Origin of the sequence: Oryzisolibacter propanilivorax, from assembly GCF_900103645.1 — a bacterium.
In the GTDB taxonomy this organism is placed as follows: domain Bacteria; phylum Pseudomonadota; class Gammaproteobacteria; order Burkholderiales; family Burkholderiaceae_C; genus Melaminivora; species Melaminivora propanilivorax.
This window is the reverse complement of record NZ_FNHP01000001.1, coordinates 580491-601949: the sequence shown is the minus strand read 5'-3', so window position 1 is coordinate 601949 and position 21459 is coordinate 580491. Positions and strand designations below refer to the sequence as shown.

Sequence of the window (21459 nt, the reverse complement as noted above, 5' to 3'; positions counted from 1 at the left end):
TAGCTGGTAGCGCTTGAGGGATAAGGGCTAGAGGGATAAATGGTTGTGAATCTGGGGCGCGGCGGCCCTCACCCCGGCCCTCTCCCAGAGGAAGAGGGAGGAAGAGAGGGTCGGCGGCGGCGCGGCGTGGCGCGGGCCAGCGGGTTGTAGGCGAGGGCGGCATCCAGCCAGTGCTGCCACTGCGCCTGCGTGGCGTAGCCGGCGGGGTCGATCCAGAAGTAGCCGGGCATGCCGCCGCGCGCGTCCAGCTCGCGCACGCCGGGCTGCTCGGCGACGCTGGCGTGCTGCGCGGGCGGCAGGCGCACCAGCAGCGCCTCGCCCTTCACGCCCAGGCACAGCTTGCCGTTCACCATGAAGGCGTGGCAGCCGAACAGCGTGCGCTCGTCCACCACGTCCTGCGCGCCCAGGCGCTCGGCCAGCGCGGCGCGCACGGCGTCGATGAGCTGCAGCGTGGCATCCAGCAGGGGGCGGGCGGGCATCTACACGCACTCCATGGCGCGGTGCGGCGCGCGCGGCAGGCGCACGCGCACCGCGTCGCCCCCACCGATGGGGCCGCCCGCGCGCACCACGCCCATCACGCCGGCCTTGCGGCGCACGCGGCCGGCGGCGTCCTTGTCCAGCATGGCGGCCAGCAGGCCTTTGTGAAAGCGGTCGAGCTGGGCGCAGGGGTTGCGCAGCCCGGTCAGCTCGACCACCGGCCCCTGGGCGAAGTGCAATCGGGTGCCGACGGGCAGGGCGACCAGCGCGTCCCATTCCAGGCCGGGCGCGCTGGCCAGCGTCACGTTCTCGCCCAGCTCGCCCGCCGCCACGTCGAAGCCCAGGCCGGCCAGGTGCGCGAACAGCGAATCGCTGATCAGGTGCACCTGGCGCAGGTTGGGCTGGAACGGGTCGGCCTTGGCGCGCGAGCGGTGGCGCGCGGTCAGGCCATGGTGCGCGTCGCCGACGACGCCCAGGCCTTCTTCCAGTTCGATGCAGTCTTCAAGCTGCTTGGAAAAGCGGTGCTCGGCGTCGCGGTGCACCGCCACGACGGTAGTGCGCAGCGCGGCGCTCATGCGCGGCCTGGATGCCCCGCGCGGGTGGTGGATAGGCTGGCGCGCCGGGCGGGCGCGCTGGGGGCGCCGCAGCGCATCACCGGATGGCCTCCGGCGCGTCGCCGTCCAGCATGCGCCGGCCGATGATGACGCGCATGATCTCGTTCGTGCCCTCCAGGATCTGGTGCACGCGCGCGTCGCGCAGCAGGCGCTCCAGCGGGTATTCGCGGATGTAGCCGTAGCCGCCGTGCAGCTGCAGCGCGTCGTTCACCACGGTGAAGCCCGCGTCGGTGGCAAAGCGCTTGGCCATCGCGCAGTAGGTGGACGCATCCGGCGCCCCGGCGTCGAGCTTGGCGGCCGCCAGGCGCACCATCTGGCGCGCGGCGACCAGCTCGGTGGCCATGTCGGCCAGCTTGAACTGCAGCGCCTGGAAACTGGCGATCGGCTTGCCGAACTGCTTGCGCTCGTTCATGTAGCGCTGGGCATGCTGCAGCGCGCCCTGCGCCGCGCCGACGGAGCAGGTGGCGATGTTGATGCGCCCGCCGTCCAGGCCCTTCATGGCGATCTTGAAACCCTCGCCCTCGCGGCCCAGCAGGTGGCTGGCGGGGATGCGCACGTCGTCAAAACTGATGGTGCGCGTGGGCTGGCTGTTCCAGCCCATCTTGTCTTCCTTCTTGCCGTACTCAATGCCCGGCAAGTTGGCGGGGGCGGCGAAGGCGCTGATGCCGCCGGCACCCGATTGCGCGTCGCCCGTGCGCGCCATCAGCACCAGCACGTCGGTGGCGCCGGCGCCGCTGATGAAGGCCTTGGCGCCGTTGATGACGTACTCGTGGCCGACCCGTTCGGCGCGCGTCTTGATGCTGGCCGCGTCCGAGCCGGCGCCGGGTTCGGTCAGGCAGTAGCTGGCCAGTTTTTGCCCGCTGGTCAGCTGCTCGCCCCACTCGGCGCGCACTTCATCCGTGGCCCAGGTGCCCAGCATCCAGGTGGCCATGTTGTGGATGGTGATGAAGGCCGTGGTGCTGGGGTCGACGGCGGCCATTTCCTCGAACACCAGCGTGGCGTCCAGCCGCGGTAGCTGCAGGCCGCCGGCGTTCTCGGGCGCGTACAGGCCGCAAAAGCCCAGCTCGCCCGCCTTCTGGATCGCCTCGCGCGGGAAGGTGCCCTCGGCGTCCCACTGCGCCGCGTAGGGTGCCAGCTCGGCCTGCGCGAACTGCCGCGCCGTGTCGGTAAAGGCGCGCTGGTCTTCGGTCAGCTCGAAATTCATGCGCGAAGGTCTCCTCGGATGCTCTGTTTTCTGTAGCTGCTGGCCGTTGATTTACAACGACCTTGGTGGGTTTTGGCTGTTTCTCCCTCTCCCTCTGGGAGAGGGCGGGGATGAGGGATGGCCCAGGCTGGTTGAAGCTGACGGGTTGCCATCGCCCCTGTCGCTGGCCCTCACCCCCACCCTCTCCCGGAGGGAGAGGGTGCCAATCGGGGGCCGGGCCATGGCATCACTTCAAACTGATCGTCGTGTTCACGCCCTGGTGCAGTGTGCTGTCGTCAAACCAGCGCTCGGTCACCGTCTTGGTCTGGGTGTAGAACAGCACCACCTGCTTGCCGTACGGCCCCAGGTCGCCCAGCTTGGACGCGCGGCTGCCGGTGAACGAGAACAGCGGCACGGGCACCGGCACCGGCAGGTTGATGCCGACCTGGCCGACGTCGATCTCCTCCTGGAACATGCGCGCCGCCGCGCCGCTTTGCGTGAAGATGGCCGTGCCGTTGCCGTTCGGGTTGGCGTTGATGAACTCGATGGCCTGCTCCAGGCTGTCGGCCGAGACGATGGCCAGCACCGGCCCAAAGATTTCCTCGTCGTAGATGCTCATGCCGGGCTTGACGCCGCTGAAGATGGTCGGCGCGATGAAGTTGCCTTTTTCAAAGCCGTCGATCTTCGGGTTGCGCCCGTCCAGCTCCAGCGTGGCGCCCTCGGCCACGCCGCGTTCGATGAAGGACTCGACCCGCTCGCGCGCGGCGCACGACACCAGCGGCCCCAGGTCGGCCCCGGGCGTGGTGCCGGCGGCAACCTTCAGGGACTTGGACTTTTCCACGATGTCCGGGATCCACTGCTGCGCCTCGCCCACCAGCACCAGCACCGACACCGCCATGCAGCGCTGGCCGGCCGCGCCGAAGGCCGCACCCAGGATGGCGTTGATCGACTGCTCCTTGTTCGCGTCGGGCATCAGGATGGCGTGGTTCTTCGCGCCCATCATGCACTGCACGCGCTTGCCGGCGAGGCTGGCGCGGTTGTAGACATGCGTGCCCACGCGCGTCGAGCCGACGAAGGAAATCGCCTTGATGTCCGGGTGGTCGCAGATGGCGTTGACCACGTCCTCGCCGCCGTGCAGCACGTTCAGCACGCCGGGCGGCACGCCGGCCTCCAGCGCCAGCTCGCACAGGCGCATGGTGACCATCGGGTCCTGCTCGGACGGCTTCAGCACGAAGGTGTTGCCGGTGGCAATCGCCATCGGGAACATCCACAACGGGATCATGGCCGGGAAGTTGAACGGCGTGATGCCCGCGCACACGCCCAGCGGCTGCAGGATGGAGTAGGTGTCCACGCCGCTGGCGACGTTGTTGGCCAGCTCGCCCAGCTGCAGGTTGCCAATGGCGGCGGCGTGCTCGACCACCTCCAGACCGCGGAACACGTCGCCCTCGGCGTCGGGCAGGGTCTTGCCCTGCTCGGCGGTGAGCATGGCCGCCAAGTCCTTCATGTTCTCGCGGATCAGCTGCTGCAGCTTGAGGAAGATGCGGGCGCGCGCGCCGATGGGCGTCTTGCGCCAGGTCTTGAAGGCCTTGTGCGCGCTGGCGACGGCGGCGTTCACCTCGTCGGGCGTGGCGAACGGCACGCGCGCCAGCACTTCCTGCGTGGCCGGATTGACCACGTTGCGCCACTGGGTGGTCTGCGATTCGACCAGCTGGCCGTCGATCAGCAGCTTGACGGTGGGGGCCTGCACGGCCTGCGAGGTGGATGCGTCCATGGCGCGGGGTCTCCTGCGGTGGGTGAAAGAGGGAAGGGGAGCGGCAAAGCCAGCGCCCATGGTATGTGTGCAAAATTATGAGCACAAGACGCAAGAGCGCACTTCGGCTCTGCAGATTTGCACAACAATGGCCGGCATCATGGACTGGGACAACCTGCGCTACTTCCTGGAGCTGGCCCGCACCGGCACGCTGGCCGCAGCCGCGCGCCGCACGGGCGTCGAGCACACCACGGTGGGGCGGCGCATCCAGGCGCTGGAAAAGCAGATGGGCGTGCCGCTGTTCGCGCGCGAGGCGGCGGGCCACCGCCTGACCGAGGCCGGCCGCCAGCTGCTGCCGGCAGTGGAGGCGATGGAGGCGGCCGTGCTGGGCGCCGAGCGCGTGGTGCCCGCGGGCGGCACCAGCGGCCCCGCCGGGCTGGTGCGCGTGGGCGCGACCGAGGGCTTCGGCACGCTGATCCTGGCGCCGCAGCTGGCGCGGCTGGCGCGCCGGCACCCGCAGCTGTCCATCGACCTGCTGGCCGTGCCGCGCATGCTGCACCTGTCGCGGCGCGAGGCGGACATCGTCATCTCGCTGGAGCGGCCCAAGCGCGGCTCGGTGCTGGTCACCAAATTGGCCGACTACACGCTGCACCTGTACGGCCAGCGCGAATACCTGGCGCGCCGCCCGCTGGTGGCGCGGCGCGAGGACCTGCGCCAGCACGACTTCGTCAGCTACGTCGATGACCTGCTGTTCACCAAGGAGCTGCAGTTTTTGGACCAGCTCGGCGCGCCCGCGCGCTTCGCGCTGCGCAGCACCAGCGTCACCGCGCAGTACGAGGCGGTGCGCGCCGGCGCCGGGCTGGCGGTGCTGCCGGCCTTCCTCGCCGACCGCGACCCGACTCTGGCGCGCGTGCTGCCACGCGAGGCGCGCTTTACCCGCACCTTCTGGATGAGCATGCCGCCCGAGTCGCGGCACCTGGCGCGCACCCAGGCGGTGTGGGCCTTCCTGAAGGACGTGGGCCAGCAGGAAGCGGCACGCTTGCGCCCGGCGTGAAAGCGTCAACACAATTCAACGGGTGACACTCTTTTTTTGATAGCTGCAGGCCCATGTCCCATATGGGCACGGGCCGCTTTTCATTGGAAAATGCCACCATGGACCCCATTGCTTCCGACACCGCGGAACTGGAGCGCTTCGTGCAGGCGCAGGCGCACGACTATGCCCAGGCCCTGGCCGAGCTGCGCGCCGGCGCCAAGCGCAGCCACTGGATCTGGTATGTGCTGCCGCAGCTGCGCGCCCTGGGTCGCAGCCACAACGCGCAGTTCTATGGCCTGGCCGACGCCGCCGAGGCGCGCGCCTATGCCGCACACCCGCTGCTGGGCGCGCGCCTGGTGGAGTGCGTGCGGGCGCTGCTGTCGCACCCCGAGCGCACGGCGGTGCAGATGCTGGGCGAGGTGGATGCGCTCAAACTGCGCTCGTGCCTGACGCTGTTCGCCCAGGTGGCGCCGCAGCAGCCCGAGTTTGCGCAGGCACTGCAGGTGTTCTACGCAGGCCAGCCGGATGCACTGACGCTGCAGTTGCTGCAGGACGACAGGCAGACGTCACCGCGCAGCTGACTGTGTCCGGCTGGCAGCCCGACCATACGTACGTAGCCAGTTCAGGGTTTTTCCCCAGGAATTTCGACCAGCGGCTGCGGCACGATTGCTGCACTGCAGCATCCAAGTTGTTCCACCGTCCTTACGTGCCTGCACCCATGTCTGTCTCGTCCGCATCCCGTCGCCAATGGCTGTACCGCTGGGCCGGCCTGGCCGCGCTGTCCGGGCTGCCAGCCTCGGCCACCGCCCAGCTGTCCGAGCCCGACGAGCTGCTGCGCATCGCCGTGGGCGCGCGCGGCACGCTCTACCACCTGCCGCTGCTGGCGGCGCAGGAGCTGGGTTTCTTCGCCGACGAAGGCCTAAAGGTGCAGATCGACGACCACCCGTCCGGCGCCGCGGCCGTGCAGGCACTGGCCACGGGCAGGGCCGACGTGTGCTGCGGCGGCTACGAGCATGTCATGCGCGGCCAGCTGCACGGGCAGGACTGGCGCAGCCTGGTACTGCTGGCGCGCGCGCCGCAGATCGCGCTGCTGACCAGCGCCAAGCTGCAGCGCAACGAGGACCTGGCCCGGCTGCGCCCGTTGCGCGTGGGGGTGACGGCGCCGGGCTCGTCCACGCACTACCTGGCCAGCCTGTGGCTGCAGCAGGCCGGGCTGGACGAACACCCGGTGCAATTCGTCGCCGTGGGCAGCGGCGCGGCGGCGGTCGAGGCGCTGCGCCATGGCCGCGTGCACGCCCTGTGCCATGCGGACCCGGTGCTGACGCTGCTGGAACAGCGCACCAGCGTGCGCGTGCTGGCCGACACACGCTCGCTCAAGGGCTCGGCGCAGATGTATGGCGGCACCATGCCGGGCGGCTGCCTGTTCGCGCCGCAGTATTTCGTGCAGCGCCGCCCGCGCCAGACCCAGGCGCTGGCCAACGCCATGGTGCGCGCGCTGCGCTGGCTGCAGACCGCCAGCGTCACCGACTTGGCGCGGCTGGTGCCCAAGCCTTATCTACTGGGCGACCGCGGCGCCTACCTGGCCGCGTTCGAGAAGGTGCGCGAAACCCTGTCGCCTGACGGCACCATGCCGGCCGACGGGCCCGCGACCGCGCTGCGCGCGGTACAGCGCATGCAGCCCATGGCGCTGGCGCAGACGCGCGTGCTGCTGGAAAAGACCTACAGCGATACCTGGGCACGCAAGGCGCGCGAGAAAATCGAGCGGGTGTAGACACGCCCCAGGGCGCCTAACGGGCGCCGAGCCGTGTCGCGCGCATGTCCCCACACAAAGGAGTTGCACCATGAATTTGAGCATTGGCCCGCTGGTGGCGCTGATCGCCGGCATTTTGATCCTGGTTATGCCGCGCCTGCTGAACTACATCGTGGCGCTGTACCTGATCGTGATCGGCGTGCTGGGACTGGTGGGCGCGCACAACCTGAGCCTGTGAGCGCGCCCGCCGGCGCGGGGCTCAGCGGCCGGACTTGGCGACCTTGGCCGCCGGGCGCGCGGGCGCCGACTTGGCGGCCGTGCGGGCCGGTGCTGGGCGCGCGGCGCGCGTCGGCGCCTTGGCCGAACTGGCCGCTGCCTTGACCGGGTGCTTGGCGATCACCGGCTGGCGCGGACTGGTGCGTGCCGGCGACGAGGCCGCCAGGCGCACCGGCAGGTACATTACCACTGCCTCGCCGCCCTTGAAGCGGCTGCCGGTCTTCACGTCGTTCCAGTCGGCCACGTCGGCAGCCGTGACCTTGTAGCGGTGGGCGATCGACGCCACGGTCTCGCCGCGCTTGGCAGCGCGCACCGTGGTGCGGCGCGTGACAATCTCGGGGGTGAAGGCGATCTGGCCGTTGTCGGCCAGCTGGCTGGGCACATCCTGGCGCGTGGTGGCCGCGCGCGGCACCATCAGCGCCGAACCGGCCTTGATCAGCATGCGCGGCGGGATGCCGTTGAGCTGGCGCAGGTCGGCCTCGCTCATGCCGGCCTGCTGCGCGGCGGCGGCGACGCTCATGTTGGTCGGCACGGTCCAGACCGTCCAGCTGGCGTACTGGCCCTCGGTATAGGCCTGCAGGTTGCGCCGGAAGACCTGCGCGTTATCCCAGGGCAGCAGGATCTGCGGCATGCCGGCGGCCAGGATGACCGGCTTGTGCAGTGACGGGTTGAGCGCGCGGAAGTCCTGCTCGCGGATGCCGGCCAGGCTGGCGACCAGCTCCACGTCGATATCGCGCGTGATCTCCACGGTCTGGAAGTAGGGGTGGTTCTCGATCAGCGGCAGCTCGGCGCCGAAGCGGTCGGGCGCGGCGACGATGTTCTTCACCGCCTGCAGCTTGGGCACGTACAGGCGCGTCTCGGCCGGCATGCTCAGCTCGGGGTAGGTGGTGCCCAGGCCCAGCTTTTCGTTCTTGGCGATGGCGCGCGCCACGCTGCCTTCGCCCCAGTTGTAGGCCGCCAGCGCCAGGTGCCAGTCGCCGAACATGCCGTAGAGTTTTTGCAGGTAGTCCAGCGCCGCGCGGGTGGAGGCCAGCACGTCGCGCCGGTCGTCGCGGAAGGCGTTCTGCTTCAAGTCGAAGTAGGTGCCGGTGGCGGGCATGAACTGCCACATGCCGGCGGCCTTGGCGCTGGAGACGGCCTGCGGGTTGAAGGCGCTCTCGATGTACGGCAGCAGTGCCAGCTCGGTCGGCATGTTGCGCCGCTCCAGTTCCTCGACGATGTGGAACAGGTACTTGCGCGAGCGCTCGGTCATGCGCTGCAGGTAGTCAGGGCGCGTGGAATACCACTGCTCACGGTCGGCGACCAGCTCGCCGTCCAGGTCGGGCATGGCAAAGCCACGGCGGATGCGGTCCCACAGGTCGGCCGGCGCGTCGATGCCGGCCACCGCGTTGCCGCGCGCGGCGCCGGCGGTGATCGGGCGCAGCGGGCCGGACGGGTACAGCGGGGTGTGAATGGCCGCCGGGATGTCCTGACTGTCGGAGGATGCAGTGGAGACGGCGGTGGTGGAGCAGCCGGCCAGCCACAGCAGACTGGTCAGCACGAGCAGGTGCAAAAGGCGCATCAGAATTGGTTCTTCCACTCGCGCAGAGCGGCCAGCACCGAGACAGGGGACGACACATCGACGCCGGCATCGAAGCCGCGCGCCGCGTCGGCCACGGCGGGCAGCCGGGTACGCAGAAAAGGGTTGACCTGCCGCTCCAGCGCCAGCTGCGCGGGCAGGGTGGGCTCGCCGCGCTGGCGCAGCAGCTGGCAGTCGTGCTGGTACTGGAGCAGCCGCGCGTTGGAAGGTTCCACGGCGCGGGCGAATTTCAGATTGGACAGGGTGTACTCGTGTGCGCAGCACACGCGGGTATCGTCCGGCAGCGTGGCCAGCTGGTCCAGGGACGCCAGCATCTGCGCCGGCGTGCCCTCGAACAGCCGGCCGCAGCCGCCGGAAAACAGCGTGTCGCCACAGAACAGCAGCGGCCCGCCGGGCGCATCGGCACAGAAGTACGCGATGTGGCCGGCCGTATGGCCGGGAACGTCCAGCACCTGGAAGGTCAGTCCCAGGACAGTGACGGCATCGCCCTGCGCCAGCGGCGTGGCCGGCTGGGGGATGCGTTCGCGCGCCGGGCCGTATACGGTGGCGCGCGTGGCGCGGCGCAAAGTCTCGACGCCGCCCACGTGATCGCCGTGGTGGTGCGTGACTAGAATCGCCCCCAGCGTGGCACCCGAGTGGCGCAGCGCCTCCAGCACCGGCTCGGCGTCGCCCGGGTCCACCACGACGGCGCTCTGGGCGCCTTGCAGCATCCAGATGTAGTTGTCGGCGAAGGCGGGCAGCGGCAGCAACTTCATGAGCGGCGAAATTATAGGTTTGCATCACTGGTTCGACACTTCCCCCGGCCGCCATCTGCTGGCGTGGGAGCAATCGAGCTATGACGAACTGGTGGCCGACGTCTTCGGCTTCCATGCACTGCAGCTCGGGCTGCCGGCGGTGGATGCGCTGCGCGCCAACCGCATGCCGCACCGCTGGCTGGCGCTGGGCCCGGCCGAGACCGAGGCCCCCGGCAACAGCGCCGCGGCGCTGCTGGCCGAGCCGGTGATGCTGCCCTTTCCTGAAGCCAGCTTGGACCTGGTGCTGATGCCGCACACGCTGGAGGTGAGCGTGGACCCGCACGCTGCGCTGCGTGAGGTGCAGCGCGTGCTGGTGCCCGAGGGCAGGGTGGTCATCAGCGGTCTGAACCCCTGGAGCCTGTGGGGCTTTCGGCAGAAACGCGCGCGGCTGTACCAGCGCCTGGGCGCGGGCGGGCGCCTGTACCTGCCCGAGGGCGGCGAGTTCATCGCCCCCGGCCGGCTGCGCGACTGGCTGCAGCTGCTGGATTTCGAGCTGGAGTCGCTCAGTTTTGGCTGCTTTCGCCCGGCGGTGAACAGCGAGCCGTGGCTGCAGCGCTTTGGCTGGATGGACAGTCTGGGCGCGCGCTGGTGGCCGGCGCTGGGTGCAGGCTACGTGGCGGTGGCCGTCAAGCGCGTGCACGGCATGCGGCTGATGGAGCCGGGCTGGCGCGGCGTGCCGGTGCCGGCCGCCGCGCAGGCACAGGTGGCGCAGCGCGTGCGCCCGAATGAATGAATGAATGAACAACGAAATGCACGGGAGCGATGCGTGACCGAGGTGGTGATCTATACGGACGGAGCCTGCAAGGGCAATCCCGGGCCGGGAGGCTGGGGCGTGGTGCTGAGCGCCGGCACGCTGGAAAAGGAACTGTGCGGCGGTGAGCTGAACACCACCAACAACCGCATGGAGCTGATGGCCGTCATCCAGGCGCTGTCGGCCCTGAAGCGCCCGTGCAGCGTGCAGCTGTACCTGGACAGCCAGTACGTGCGCCAGGGCATCATGACCTGGATCCACGGCTGGAAGAAAAAGGGCTGGCGCACCGCTGCCGGCCATCCGGTCAAGAACGCCGAGCTGTGGCGCCAGCTCGACACCCTGGCGCACGACGCCGGCCACCGGATCGAGTGGCACTGGGTGCGCGGCCACGCGGGCGACCCCGGCAACGAGCGCGCCGACGCGCTGGCCAATCGGGGCGTGGAACAGGCGCTGGCAGCGGCCTGAACGGCCGCACGGCGCCGCGCCGTGTCAGGCTGCGTTGGCCTGGGCCAGCGCGTCGTCCAGCTCCTGCGCAGTCTGCGGGCGCACCACGCGCGCCACTTCCTGGCCGTCCTTCAGGAACACCAGCGTCGGCCACAGCTTGACGCGGTAGCTGCGTCCCAGGGGGCGGCCCGGGCCATCCTCGACCTTGATGTGCTCGACCTGTGGCAAGTCTTGCAACGCCTGCTCGATCAGTTGCTGCGCACCGCGGCAATATCCGCACCAGGGCGCGCCAAACTCAAGTACTGCAGCGCCGCGCAGCTGGTCTACGGCTTCACGCGTGGGTGGCGTTTCGGAGTGAATGGCGGTGTAGGACATGGGATGCTCCGGAAGGTTGGTGCGAGGCCTCAAGCATAGGTCGTGTACGACGCCGCGCTGCGGCGGGCATGTTCTCTCACGTGCCATGTCCGCCCCCCCTTTTTCCTGTATCGCTTACTTAGCGACAGCTGATGCCGCCGAACCGGGGCCAGATGACGGCACAACGCCGACGCCTTTCTTGTAACACGGTCGTGCCCTGCCGCACTATCCGGAGTGCACGCCCCATCCGCAGCCCGCAGGGGGACCCGGCCAGGGACGTGGCCATCGCAAGCTAGCGCGTGGAGGATTGTTTCTTTTCTATGACTTCCCCGGCTGAATAGACATACAAGGGCAGGAACCTCTCCCTTGCTTATTCTTGCCTTTGTTACATTTTGTATAGCGGGCGAAAAGTAGGCGCTGCCCATGGCAGGAAGCGGAAGAAGAGCAAAGTTGGCTAATCAGATATTCCAGAAATGATTATTGACACTTTGTCATTCGATTTTGACAATGGATTTCGTTTGAGAATAAATATTAACTATAGATAGTATTTGGCACGCTATTCGCGAACCACGAGGGTGCTTCAGCGATACATGGATGTGGAGGTATGCCACCGCATCTGCGGAGTAGCCAACCACCAGCTAGTGCATGGCGCGCACGACGCTCCATGCGACGAGAGCTTCTGGCTCGCACGCGGCAGCAAAGATATTGACGGGCTCACTTGGAGTGTTGTGATGCTTTTGCCTTCGTGGCCTGACGCTGTTCACTTGCCTGTACCAATTCTGATGGTCTCTGGAACGCGCCCTGAGATCATCAAGCTGGCGCCGCTCTACCATCAGCTATCGCGCTGCGGCTGGGCGCGCGTCGCGTGGCTGCACACCGGCCAGCACAGCCAGATGGCCGACCAGATCCTGACGTGTTTCGACATCGACCCAGATATCTCCCTGGTCCGCGCAGGCGACTCGTTGCTCGAGTTCGGCATGGGCTGCCGTGTCCAGCTGGATGCGCTGCTGGACCGCTCTCCCTGGGCGTGTGTAATCGTACAAGGCGACACCGAGAGTGCCTTCCAGGGAGCACTCGCCGCGTTCTACAGGCAGATTCCGGTAGCCCACATAGAAGCAGGGTTGCGCACCCACAATCTGCTTCGGCCTTTCCCGGAGGAGGGTCTGCGCCAGATGATCGGACGAATCGCGAAGTTCCACTTTTCGCCCACGTCCCGGTCGCGGCAGGCGCTGCTGGCGGAAAACGTGGCACCGCATAGCATCTGGACAACCGGCAATACGGTAGTGGATGCGCAGGAATGGATTTGCAAGCGCCGGGACATCCAACGCCGTGCAACCGGGCGCGGCCACATGCTGGTCACCATGCACCGGCGTGAAAACTGGGGTGACGATATCGACCACGTGTGCGCGGCCATCGCCGACATCGCGGCTCGGCTGCCTGATCTGCCAGTGCTGTTTCCGGTGCATCTCAACCCAGTGGTGCACGGGCCGGTGCATCGGCATCTCGGCGGGCTGCCCAACGTCCGGCTCACCCAGCCCCTCGACTACTTGGCCATGCAGCAGGCTTTGGCCGACGCGTGGCTGGTGCTGACCGATTCGGGCGGCCTGCAGGAAGAGGCTCCCACTTTCGGCGTGCCGGTGCTGGTGCTGCGTGAAGAAACCGAGCGGCCCGAGGTGCTCGAGGCAGGCTGCGCGATGCTGGTGGGCGCACACCGCCAGGCCATCATGGACCAGGTTTTGCACCTGCATGCCGACGCGCAGGCCTATCGCGGCATGCAGGCAAGCGTCAACCCGTTTGGGGATGGCAAGGCGTCGCAGCGGATAGCGGCGCACCTTGAGTCCGCGCTGCGCCCCTCAAGACAAGAAGCAAGTTGCCTGTCTGGGGGCTCCATTTGTGCAGAGGAGCTGGCATGAGAGCGACCGGAAAAACTACGCGGCCACTGTACCTTGAGGAGCGCAGCCTTGCCAGGACGCGGGCGGTGCTGGCCCTGGCGGTGATGCTGGCACCGGTGTTGGCCTGCGCGCAGCCGGCCGGCAGCGCACTGGGAGCATCGGGCAATGCATTCGTGATGGTGTGCAGGGCACTGCTGGCCTTCGTGGTGGGTCTATTGCTGCTGTATTCGCTGCGGCATTACTGGTTCGCCTTGACCCGCATGTTCCGGCCACAGGTGCCGCTGCATGCTTCTATCGAAACTGCGAACTGGCCCCGCGTGGTGGTTTTGATCGCTGCGCACAACGAGGAAGCCGTGATTGGTGACTGCATTGATGCGCTTTTGCATTGCGACTACCCGAGCGACCGGCTGGTGTTGATGCCCGTGAACGACCGGTCGACCGACGGCACGCGGGCGGTCATTGAACACTATGCCGCGCGATACCCGGGCCGGCTGCATCCTTATCATCGGTCCGCAGGTGCACCAGGGAAGGCGGCCGCGCTCAAGGACGCGACCGACATCGTGACGGGTAACGGGTTCAGGCAGCTGCGCGACTCCGAGGACGAGCGCGAGGCCCACCAGGAGCTGCTGCAGGCGGAAGAGGCGGAAATCGCACGCGTGCGCGCCCTCAAAGCCGCAACCGAATACGTGCAGGCGCAGGACGTGGCGGACCTGATCATCGTCTTTGATGCCGACTATCTGCCCAATCGGCAGTTGATCAAGCAATTGGCAGCGCCGTTTTTCGACCCTGAGGTGGGGGCCGTCATGGGCCGGGTGGTGCCGCAGAATGTGGGCGTCAATCTGCTCACACGCATTCTCGATCTGGAGCGTTCGGCCGGCTATCAGGTCGACCAGCAGGCGCGCTATTGCCTGGGGTCGGTGCCGCAGTACGGGGGCACCGTGGGCGGCGTGCGTCTCAGCGCTCTGGCCGACGCCGGCGGCTGGACAATCGACACCCTGGCCGAGGATACCGACCTGACCTACCGATTACTGCTCAAAGGCTGGCACACCGCCTACCTTAACCATGCGGAGTGCTATGAGGAGGTGCCGCAATCCTGGGAAGTGCGCTTTCGCCAGATCAGCCGCTGGGCCAAGGGCCACAACGCGGCCATGATGACGTATTTCGGGCGCGTGCTGCGCAGCGGCGACCTGTCACGGCTGCAGCGGCTTGATGGTCTCGCTTTGCTCGGGGTGTTCTTCATGTCGCCTCTGCTGCTGCTGGGCTGGCTGCTTTCAGCGGTGCTGGCCCTTACCGGAGTCGATTTCGCGCAGGGCCTGCAATCGTGGGAGTTGTGGTTCCTGATCTTCGTCACCACCTTGGCGCTGGCGGGAAACTTCGCCGCTTTCGTGCAGGTCGCAGTCGCCTCGCACCTAGACGGGTACCGCGAGCGCATACGGCTGTTGCCTCTAATGTTCTGCGGTTTTCTCGTCAGCATGATGGCAATTACCAAGGCCAGCGTTGACGGGCTGTTTCTTGATCGTTTGCTGCGCCGCAAGCTCCAATGGGACAAAACTGCACGCTTTCGCCATCCTGACTCCGGACGCGGGGAGGCCGCACCATGACCGAAATGAACCCCATCGGCTGGGGCCTGGTCTGGACCTCGGTCGCGATAGCCCTGTTCCTGCTGCCCCTGCTGCCTGCTTTCACCGAACTCAGGCAGCGGCGGGACATCGGGCCCATTCCCATCGACGATGCAGACAGCGGCGAGACGGCCTACCGCCTTCAGGTGCTGGCACCGCAACTGCCTGATCTCGCGTCCGTGGAGCAGGCGGGTTCCTGGCTCAAGGGAGAAGCCTACGTGGTGCCCATAGCAGTCCACATTCCGTCGGTGCGCACTTCCCGGGCCGTACGCATGGAGCAAGACGCTACCGCTGACATTTTGATCTCGGGAATGAGACTGGAAATGGAGCGGGGGGCGCAGGTACGCCACCTGGTGCACGCCGAGTCCATCGTGAGCCATGGTCCGGTCGTGCTCAACGGCCGCACCAGCGCCGAATCGCTGGTGGTGCTGGCTGCAGGCTCCCAGGCGTTTCGGATGGCGGCTCCATGCATCGTCACGGCACCACTGCTGGTGCCTCCGGAAGACGTCGAGGCCGAAGGTGCTCCCACGCCCTTGGCGCTGATGCCTGAACGGCACGCCGGGGATTTGCTGATCGAAGCCGGCGAGGTGCGCTTTGCCGACCTGGTGGTGGGCGGTAATCTCCTGCTGGGCGAAGGCGCACGCGTTGTCGGCCACGTCAAGGCGCACGGGAACATCGATCTGGCAGAGGGCGCCTCCGCGCAGGGCGCCTTGTTTGCCGAGGGTCAAATTCGCTGCCGGGGTTTCAATCGCATTCAGGGGCCGATTTCAGCGGGCTGGCGCGTCGAACTGGGGCGCGGCACTCACGCGGGCTCGCCTTCGATACCCTGCAGCGTCTCCGGTTGGGATGTCGTGCTCGGTCCCTCGGTTGCTGTGTTCGGCGCGATCGCGTCGGTCGGCGGCTGCCATGTGTCGGAGGAGGCCTCGTGAAGCCGCTCGCGCTGCCCGCGCTGGTCGCCAGTCTGTTTTTGGCGTGCGGCCCTGCGATGTCTGCATCTGTACCCGAGCCCGCGCCCTGGCGGGCCTTCCAGGGCGCCGACGGGAGTTTCACCGTTCTGGTGGGGGGCACAGTAGCGGACCCATACTTCGCCAACAAGGCGCTGATCATCGCGATGGACTCGGGCCTTGACGTGCGGGTCGAGCTGAAAGCGTGGCTGGCCTGGCTGCTGCCGCGCCAGCGCAAGGACGGCGGCTTCGACCGCTTTTGCACACGTGAGGACTCGACATGGGTGGCCTGCATGGCGGCGGACGCCGACGACTCGACTGCGGCCACCACCATCCACCTCATCCGCCTGGCAAGGGCGCGCGGGTGGATAGGTATGCTCGAACGCGTCGACACCAGCACCGCGGAGCGCCGCGCGGCTGCACTGCTTGTGTCTTTGCGCGACCCGGGCAACGGCCTGTACCAGGTGTTTCCGGGCCAGTCCGCGTACTACCTTATGGACAACATCGAGGTATACGAGGCGCTGAAAATCTCCCGTCAGACCACGGCTGCGGCGAACCTGGCCACTGCCATCGGACAGCGCTTTCGCCACAACGGCCAGTGGCTGCCCGCGCTGCCTGCGCTAGAGCGCGAGAGCTTTTATCCGCATGCGCTGGCGCCGACGTATCTCTGGGGCAGCGGCATGTTGCCCAAAGCGCAGGCAGCGGCTGACATGGCTGGCTGGCTAGCCCAATACAGCGCCACGTGGCTGAACCGCCAGAACGACCACTACGCATGGGGCATCGTGGCTTGGAACATCCACGGCCTGGCACCCGCCGAAGCTGCCTGCTGGCGGCTGTCGGTCCGTTCGTCGTCTGGCAACGTGGGCTGGACAGTCCTGGACGCCATGGCCGATGCGGCGTTGGCGCATCGATCCATCGGCGTTGCCTGCACGCGTCAGTTGGGCGCTTCGCTCACCCCACTCCCGGGTGTCATATGAACCTGCCGACAGGAGACGCAACGTGATGAGCTTTGGTTCGATCCCGGCACTCGCGCCGCCCTTACAGCGCGCTGCCTTGATTATTGCGGCCGGCTGCTGCCTGGCGGAGGGCGCGCTCGCACAGGCCGCAGGCGGCGACGCCGTCTCCATGCCTTTGGCCTCCACAATGGAAGACGTGGTCTCTCCAAAGCCGACCACCGGCAGTGTCGAGGTGGGCGTGGCGGGAGCGCATCTGAGCGACGGGCTGCAGCACTGGACCGAGGGCTACGCGCTCGGGCACTTCAGTCCGGCTTCGGGCACCGTGCTGCACTGGAGCGTGGCCAGCCAGCGGCATTTCGGCGAGACCGGCACCGTCGGCGCTCTGTCGGTGGTCTATGACTTCTCGCCAGACTGGTACGGCCTGGTGGGTATCTCGGGCGCCACCGCAAGCTTTCAAAACCGCTACCGACTGGATGCGGGTGCGTTCCGCAAATGGGGCGAGGAGCGCCGTTGGGTGACAGGCCTTGCGTTCATGCATGCCGCCAGCGGCGACCACATCCACCACGACAACGCCCTGCGCGCCACGTTGCTGTATTACGCGCCTGCCGGCTGGACGGGGGAGGCTGGCGTGTCGGTCAACCGCTCCAGTCCCGGCTCCGTCACGAGCACGCGCGCGTTCATCGCGGGCACCGTGGGACAGGTGGGCCAGCGCACCGTGGCGCTGCGCCTCGAGCACGGCCAAGAGGGCTACCTGCCGGTGGCCGCAGGCCTGGACTTGCCGGCGGATGTGCGCTTTCGCTCCACCGAGGCCACGCTGCAGTGGCGCCAATGGGTCACCCGGCGCTGGGGCTATGTCCTGGGAACGCAGCTCTACCGCAATCCCTATTACCACCGCGCAGGCTTGCAAATCGGCATTTTTATGGACTTCTGACGACCATGACGATACGCCCACGCCGCATCGAAACGACCCGCCAGCAGCGCGGTTTGCGTTCTTACTCCTGGAGCACCGGGCAGACCCTTGAAGTGCTGGCGCTGCTGCTCGTGTGCTGGCTGTGTCTCGCATTGGGGTTTCGCCACGTGCAGGCGCTGTGGCATGACCTCTTGGCATGGGCATGGCCGCGCTTGGGCATCGGACCCGGGTCGGCAATCACGCTCGAGCCCTTCTATTTTCTCGGTCGCCGGTGGGATGCCGTAACCATGCAGGTGACGGCCAATGCCCCAACGGTGGTGCAGGCGTGGGTGACGCTGGTGGTGCTGGCGCTTTTGTTCGTTGTCTCCCTGCTAGTACCTAGACGCCATCTGCCTTTCATCTATTTCTGGCGTGTCACGACGTTCTTGGGCATGGGGAGCTCCCTGGCTTTTCTCTGGTTTCCAACCCTGTTCCAGGTCCAGGTGTCGGATTACTTCAACAGCCTGATGCAGATCAACGGCATCTTGCTCTGGATCATGCCAGTGCTGCACGCGGCGTTGCTGTACATATTTCCGCTCGGAATGCTGCAAAAGCTTCTGGCCACCTTGGTTGCCGTAGCTTTTGTAGTAGTCAGCGCACCGTTCCACGTCGGCACCCTGGTGTGGATCGTGCATGAGACGAACACCTTGGTGCTGCTGCCCATCTACCTGCTCGCGACCTTTCTGCCTCCCGTGCTCGCGCAGCTCGGCATCTATTCCTACTTTGTCAGCAAAGCGTCCGTCTCCGAGCGCCGTAGTGTCGCGCGAGCCGCGCGAGCGGCGGCGCGTACTGTCGCCAAAGCCTGACCGGCCTGCGCTGAACCAGCAAGGTCGCGCCCGTTCACCCACCACCAAGGGAATTCACCATGACAGCCCAAGCGAGAACTACCCACGCTGCCGCCGGGCTCTGGCGACGGGCCGCGGCGCCGGCCGTGCTGTGGGCGATGGTCACGGCTCTTGCGGCATGCGGCGGGGGCGGAGGCGAGGACGAAGCCGCCCCGGTTTCAGCCCATGCCTCTGTTGGCACCTCACCCGTGGCACCCCTGGTAGGAGCGGCAGTAGAAGTTCCCTCCTCGCCGCCGCCTGGCGAAAGAGTGCCGGTCGCCACGCGCCGACTGGCTGCGGCGTCGTTGGATGCGCCGCCCGCTGCGCCTGCCGCCGTACCCGCGGTGGCTGCCGATCCCGGGCAGCTCATGCTGCTCATCCCGGATGCTCTCTCGCCATCCGATCCGGGTGTAACCGCCTGGCTGGATGCCACCTCGGAAGTCGGAGCGCGCACCGCGGTCGTCACGGACTCGCAGTTCCTGTCCATGGGCACCGCGGGCGCCCTGGGCTATGCCGGCTTGGTGCTGCCCGACTCGATCCACGCCATCGGCACCGACGAACTTGTGGCTGCCGTGCGGGCCTACACCCAGGCGGGGGGCAAGACGTTCCTGACGTTCGACTTCGCCGCCCTGACGTTAAATGGCGACGGCGTGCCGGTGTTCCCAATTCCGAAGTCGCGCCTGAGCGACTTGGCAGGGGTCGACTACATCCTCTACGACAAGTACCTGGACAAGACCACGGGCCTGGGGCCGGTGACGGCCATGCGCAGCACGCTGCGCGAGTTGCTAGTGCCGCCGGGCAAGTCGGCAGCCTACCCACCCGATGCCCAGGCAGCACGCTCGTCGGCTGGAGTTTCGGAAGCGACGCCCTCCCTCCAGGGCAAGGCGCGTGCGGCGGCCAGCGATCGAGGCATACCGCTTCTCGACGCGGCGGGCGTCGCCGAGCACGAGTCGCTGTACCTGGCGCCCAGCGTGTCCGACCCGGGGGGCGCGCGGGGATTCGATCCCCAGCAGTTCCAGATGCTGCCGTCCTACTCACAACGCGAACGCGCAGGCGCCAGTGCAAAGCCCGCGCGCACGGTCAAGATCCGCTACGGCAGGGCGTTCAAGGGGGCAGCTCCGACGCGTTCCACGCGGGTTGCGCTGACCTCGTCCACGAGCCGCCCGCTGGTAGCCGCGGATGACGAGATAGACAAGGGCGCCGACGCTCAGGATGCGCTGTGGCCCAAGGCGGCCACCGACACAGGCCCCGACGAGCGCCATGCATACAGTGGTTACCTGCTGGGCTATCTGATCTATCCTACTTACCAGACGGAAGGTGACTACCTTGGCACCACGCTGGCGACGTCGCCTGACTTCGGTCTGGTGGCAGGCGTCAACCACTACGGCGCAGGCCAGGTGATGTTCGTCAACCTGCCACTGACCTACCTGAAGGGCCGCACAGACGCGCTGCCGATGCACGGGTTCCTGGGCTACTTCGTGAAGAACGTGCTGGACGGCATCCGCCTGTCGGCCATGCCCAAGGCTGTTCCTGGCATCACCTTCAACTGGCACCTCGACTCCAAGGCCGCGCAGGCGCCGATGCTGGCGCTGGAAAAAGCGGGCATCTTCAAGAACGCCGGCACTTCGATGCACATGACAGCTGGCCCTGACACGATCACCATCGGCGACGGCGCCGGATTTGACCTGGACCATAACCCCACCGCACGGGCGTTCCTGCAGCGCATGGTCGCGCTCGGGCATTCGGTGGGTTCTCACGGGGGCTGGATCCACGACTATTACGGCAACAACGCCAACGAAACCAACGAAACGCAGTTCCTGCCGTACCTGGTGGAGAACCGCCGTGCGGTGGCCAATGCCATCGGCCGCCCCAGCCGCGACTACTCCGCGCCCCAAGGCAACAATCCCACGTGGGCCATGACGTGGCTGGAGAGCCAGGGCGTTGTCGGCGCGTATTTCGGTGGGCACACGGGTCTGGGCGTCACGCGCCAGTACCGCGACGGGGCCCTGCTGAACCCCCGTCTATGGGTTTCTCCCGTGACGCCCTTTGGCAACTACGCGACGTTCGAGGAGTTCCAGGACTTCAACGTTCCGAAAACAGACGTGCTGGGTTGGTACCAGGCGCTGATCGACTTCGACATCGCACAGAACACCGCGCGGATGGTCTATGCCCATCCGCCGGGGGCGGCCGACTGGATGGACGTCATGAAGGGGCTGATTGCCTATGCCAACAGCAAGGGGAAGGCGAAATTCAAATGGTATTCGATCGAACGCCTGGCGGACTTCATGGACAAGCGCAACCAGGTTGTCTGGAGTGAGGCTCGCCTGGACGCGCAGACCAGCCGTATCACGGCCGCACACCCGACCAGCCTGGATGAAATGGTGTGGATATTGCCGAAGGACCGCTACCTCAAGCCCACCAACGTGTCAGGCGCCGCAGTGGCGAATGGAGGAGCGTACTGGCTGGTCAAGGCCAAGGCCGTCGGCGCGATGAACTTCAAGGTCAAGATCAATCCTGCCTACAGCGGTAGCTGAAGCGGCAGAGCGGGACCGTCCGACCGCCCGCGCCAATCCGGCACTAGAGCGATCGGGCCAGCTGCCCAGACTCAGGGGGCCCTGGCAGCTCCATCCTGCCGGTGCAGCTCTTGCAGCTGCTCCAGCGTGTTGGCATTGGCAAAGGCCTGGGGATCGTCTCCCGGGCGGTCGAACGCCGCGATGGCGCAGCCATGCTGCCCGCTCCACTGCTGCACACGGCGCCCGCCCGCGCGCAGGAAAACCTCCAGATCTTCATGCAGCGCTACCGACACCAGGCAGAACACGGCGTGGGTGCGCAGCCGGAGCGGCCCATCGCGTTCGGGCTGTGGCGCCGCAGCCATGGCGACGGGAGCCCTGGCCTGCTGCGCGGCCTGCGCAAGGCGTGCGGCCAGGTCCTGAGGAAACAACGGCGTATCGCACGGCACAGTGAGCATCCACGGGGTCGAGCAGTGCGCCAGCCCGGCGGCGATGCCGGCCAGCGGTCCAGCGAAACTGCCGTCGGTGTCGGGCCACACGGGCATGCCCCAAGCGGCGTATTCAGGGAGATGGCGATTGGCGCTCAGCATGACGCTGGCCACCTGGGGCCGCACGCGCCGCGCGGCATGCAACGCTAGCGGCACGCCGCGAAACAGCTGCAGTCCCTTGTCCACGCCTCCCATGCGGCTGCCGCGCCCGCCGGCTAGGACCAAGGCGGTGATGTCATGGGCGGCAATAGGCGCAAAGCTAGGCACGAAAG

General features: G+C 67.3%; 21 protein-coding genes. 13 read left to right on the top strand and 8 right to left on the bottom strand.

All coding sequences use genetic code 11. The annotated features are described in order from the left end of the window. Positions 1-68: 68 nt before the first annotated feature. The 4 genes from BLQ61_RS02660 to BLQ61_RS02645 all read right to left on the bottom strand — a co-directional run bounded on the left by BLQ61_RS02660 (position 69) and on the right by BLQ61_RS02645 (position 4045). Positions 69-479, bottom strand: a complete 411-nt coding sequence (locus BLQ61_RS02660) for a TfoX/Sxy family protein (protein ID WP_091566356.1) — start codon at positions 477-479, stop codon at positions 69-71. Continuing rightward, complete coding sequence (locus tag BLQ61_RS02655) at positions 480-1052, bottom strand: MOSC domain-containing protein (RefSeq protein ID WP_091566355.1); 573 nt, start codon at positions 1050-1052, stop codon at positions 480-482. It abuts the gene before it with no gap. 76 nt (positions 1053-1128) lie between these two features. Further along, positions 1129-2295, bottom strand: a complete 1167-nt coding sequence (locus BLQ61_RS02650; protein WP_091566353.1) for an acyl-CoA dehydrogenase family protein — start codon at positions 2293-2295, stop codon at positions 1129-1131. 226 nt (positions 2296-2521) lie between these two features. Continuing rightward, on the bottom strand, positions 2522-4045 hold the full coding sequence (locus tag BLQ61_RS02645) for a CoA-acylating methylmalonate-semialdehyde dehydrogenase (RefSeq protein WP_091566351.1): 1524 nt from the start codon (positions 4043-4045) through the stop codon (positions 2522-2524). Between the two features lie 139 nt (positions 4046-4184). Between BLQ61_RS02645 and BLQ61_RS02640 the strand changes: the two genes are divergently transcribed. From BLQ61_RS02640 to BLQ61_RS02625, 4 genes are all read left to right on the top strand, one after another. Continuing rightward, positions 4185-5078 carry a LysR family transcriptional regulator gene (locus BLQ61_RS02640; RefSeq protein ID WP_091566499.1) on the top strand — a complete coding sequence of 298 codons (894 nt, stop codon included), beginning with the start codon at positions 4185-4187 and terminating at the stop codon, positions 5076-5078. A gap of 98 nt (positions 5079-5176) precedes the next feature. Continuing rightward, a complete protein-coding gene (locus tag BLQ61_RS02635; RefSeq protein WP_091566497.1) occupies positions 5177-5638 on the top strand; it encodes a DUF1810 domain-containing protein in 462 nt (153 codons plus the stop codon). A 137-nt stretch (positions 5639-5775) separates the two neighbouring features. Next, on the top strand, positions 5776-6828 hold the full coding sequence (locus BLQ61_RS02630) for an ABC transporter substrate-binding protein (RefSeq protein ID WP_091566347.1): 1053 nt from the start codon (positions 5776-5778) through the stop codon (positions 6826-6828). 70 nt (positions 6829-6898) lie between these two features. Next, positions 6899-7045, top strand: a complete 147-nt coding sequence (locus BLQ61_RS02625; RefSeq protein ID WP_091566345.1) for a DUF3096 domain-containing protein — start codon at positions 6899-6901, stop codon at positions 7043-7045. 21 nt (positions 7046-7066) lie between these two features. Here BLQ61_RS02625 and BLQ61_RS02620 read toward each other — a convergent pair whose 3' ends face one another. Further along, positions 7067-8644, bottom strand: coding sequence for a transglycosylase SLT domain-containing protein (locus BLQ61_RS02620; RefSeq protein WP_091566343.1), 1578 nt, complete (start codon positions 8642-8644; stop codon positions 7067-7069). Next, on the bottom strand, positions 8644-9417 hold the full coding sequence (gene gloB, locus BLQ61_RS02615) for a hydroxyacylglutathione hydrolase (protein ID WP_091566341.1): 774 nt from the start codon (positions 9415-9417) through the stop codon (positions 8644-8646). Before gloB ends, BLQ61_RS02620 begins: the two co-directional genes overlap by 1 nt. Here gloB and BLQ61_RS02610 point away from each other — a divergent pair. Both BLQ61_RS02610 and rnhA read left to right on the top strand, forming a co-directional pair. After that, complete coding sequence (locus BLQ61_RS02610) at positions 9416-10189, top strand: class I SAM-dependent methyltransferase (protein WP_091566495.1); 774 nt, start codon at positions 9416-9418, stop codon at positions 10187-10189. The two genes, gloB and BLQ61_RS02610, sit on opposite strands and share 2 nt — an antisense overlap. Before the next feature lie 33 nt (positions 10190-10222). Beyond that, positions 10223-10672: a ribonuclease HI gene (gene rnhA, locus BLQ61_RS02605; RefSeq protein WP_091566340.1), complete on the top strand. Its 450-nt coding sequence runs from the start codon at positions 10223-10225 to the stop codon at positions 10670-10672. 24 nt (positions 10673-10696) lie between these two features. Here the strand turns inward: rnhA and BLQ61_RS02600 are convergent, their stop codons facing one another. Next, on the bottom strand, positions 10697-11026 hold the full coding sequence (locus BLQ61_RS02600; protein WP_091566338.1) for a thioredoxin family protein: 330 nt from the start codon (positions 11024-11026) through the stop codon (positions 10697-10699). A gap of 710 nt (positions 11027-11736) precedes the next feature. Between BLQ61_RS02600 and wecB the strand changes: the two genes are divergently transcribed. The 7 genes from wecB to BLQ61_RS02565 all read left to right on the top strand — a co-directional run bounded on the left by wecB (position 11737) and on the right by BLQ61_RS02565 (position 20723). Beyond that, on the top strand, positions 11737-12918 hold the full coding sequence (gene wecB / locus BLQ61_RS02595) for a non-hydrolyzing UDP-N-acetylglucosamine 2-epimerase (protein WP_091566492.1): 1182 nt from the start codon (positions 11737-11739) through the stop codon (positions 12916-12918). Continuing rightward, positions 12915-14498 (top strand): glycosyltransferase family 2 protein, encoded by a 1584-nt coding sequence (locus BLQ61_RS02590; protein WP_091566336.1) that lies wholly within the window; start codon positions 12915-12917, stop codon positions 14496-14498. Before wecB ends, BLQ61_RS02590 begins: the two co-directional genes overlap by 4 nt. Then, on the top strand, positions 14495-15445 hold the full coding sequence (locus BLQ61_RS02585; RefSeq protein ID WP_091566334.1) for a hypothetical protein: 951 nt from the start codon (positions 14495-14497) through the stop codon (positions 15443-15445). Before BLQ61_RS02590 ends, BLQ61_RS02585 begins: the two co-directional genes overlap by 4 nt. After that, complete coding sequence (locus BLQ61_RS02580; protein WP_091566332.1) at positions 15442-16437, top strand: hypothetical protein; 996 nt, start codon at positions 15442-15444, stop codon at positions 16435-16437. The genes BLQ61_RS02585 and BLQ61_RS02580 overlap by 4 nt, the downstream gene beginning before the upstream one ends. A 25-nt stretch (positions 16438-16462) precedes the next feature. Further along, entirely contained in the window at positions 16463-17347 is an 885-nt protein-coding gene (locus BLQ61_RS02575; protein ID WP_175488190.1) for a YaiO family outer membrane beta-barrel protein, read from the top strand. A gap of 5 nt (positions 17348-17352) precedes the next feature. Continuing rightward, positions 17353-18171, top strand: a complete 819-nt coding sequence (locus tag BLQ61_RS02570; RefSeq protein ID WP_091566328.1) for a hypothetical protein — start codon at positions 17353-17355, stop codon at positions 18169-18171. Positions 18172-18533: 362 nt separating this feature from the next. Then, positions 18534-20723 carry a polysaccharide deacetylase family protein gene (locus tag BLQ61_RS02565; RefSeq protein ID WP_175488189.1) on the top strand — a complete coding sequence of 730 codons (2190 nt, stop codon included), beginning with the start codon at positions 18534-18536 and terminating at the stop codon, positions 20721-20723. Positions 20724-20794: 71 nt separating this feature from the next. Here the strand turns inward: BLQ61_RS02565 and mobA are convergent, their stop codons facing one another. After that, positions 20795-21412 carry a molybdenum cofactor guanylyltransferase MobA gene (mobA, locus tag BLQ61_RS02560; RefSeq protein ID WP_281218489.1) on the bottom strand — a complete coding sequence of 206 codons (618 nt, stop codon included), beginning with the start codon at positions 21410-21412 and terminating at the stop codon, positions 20795-20797. Positions 21413-21459: the final 47 nt, after the last annotated feature.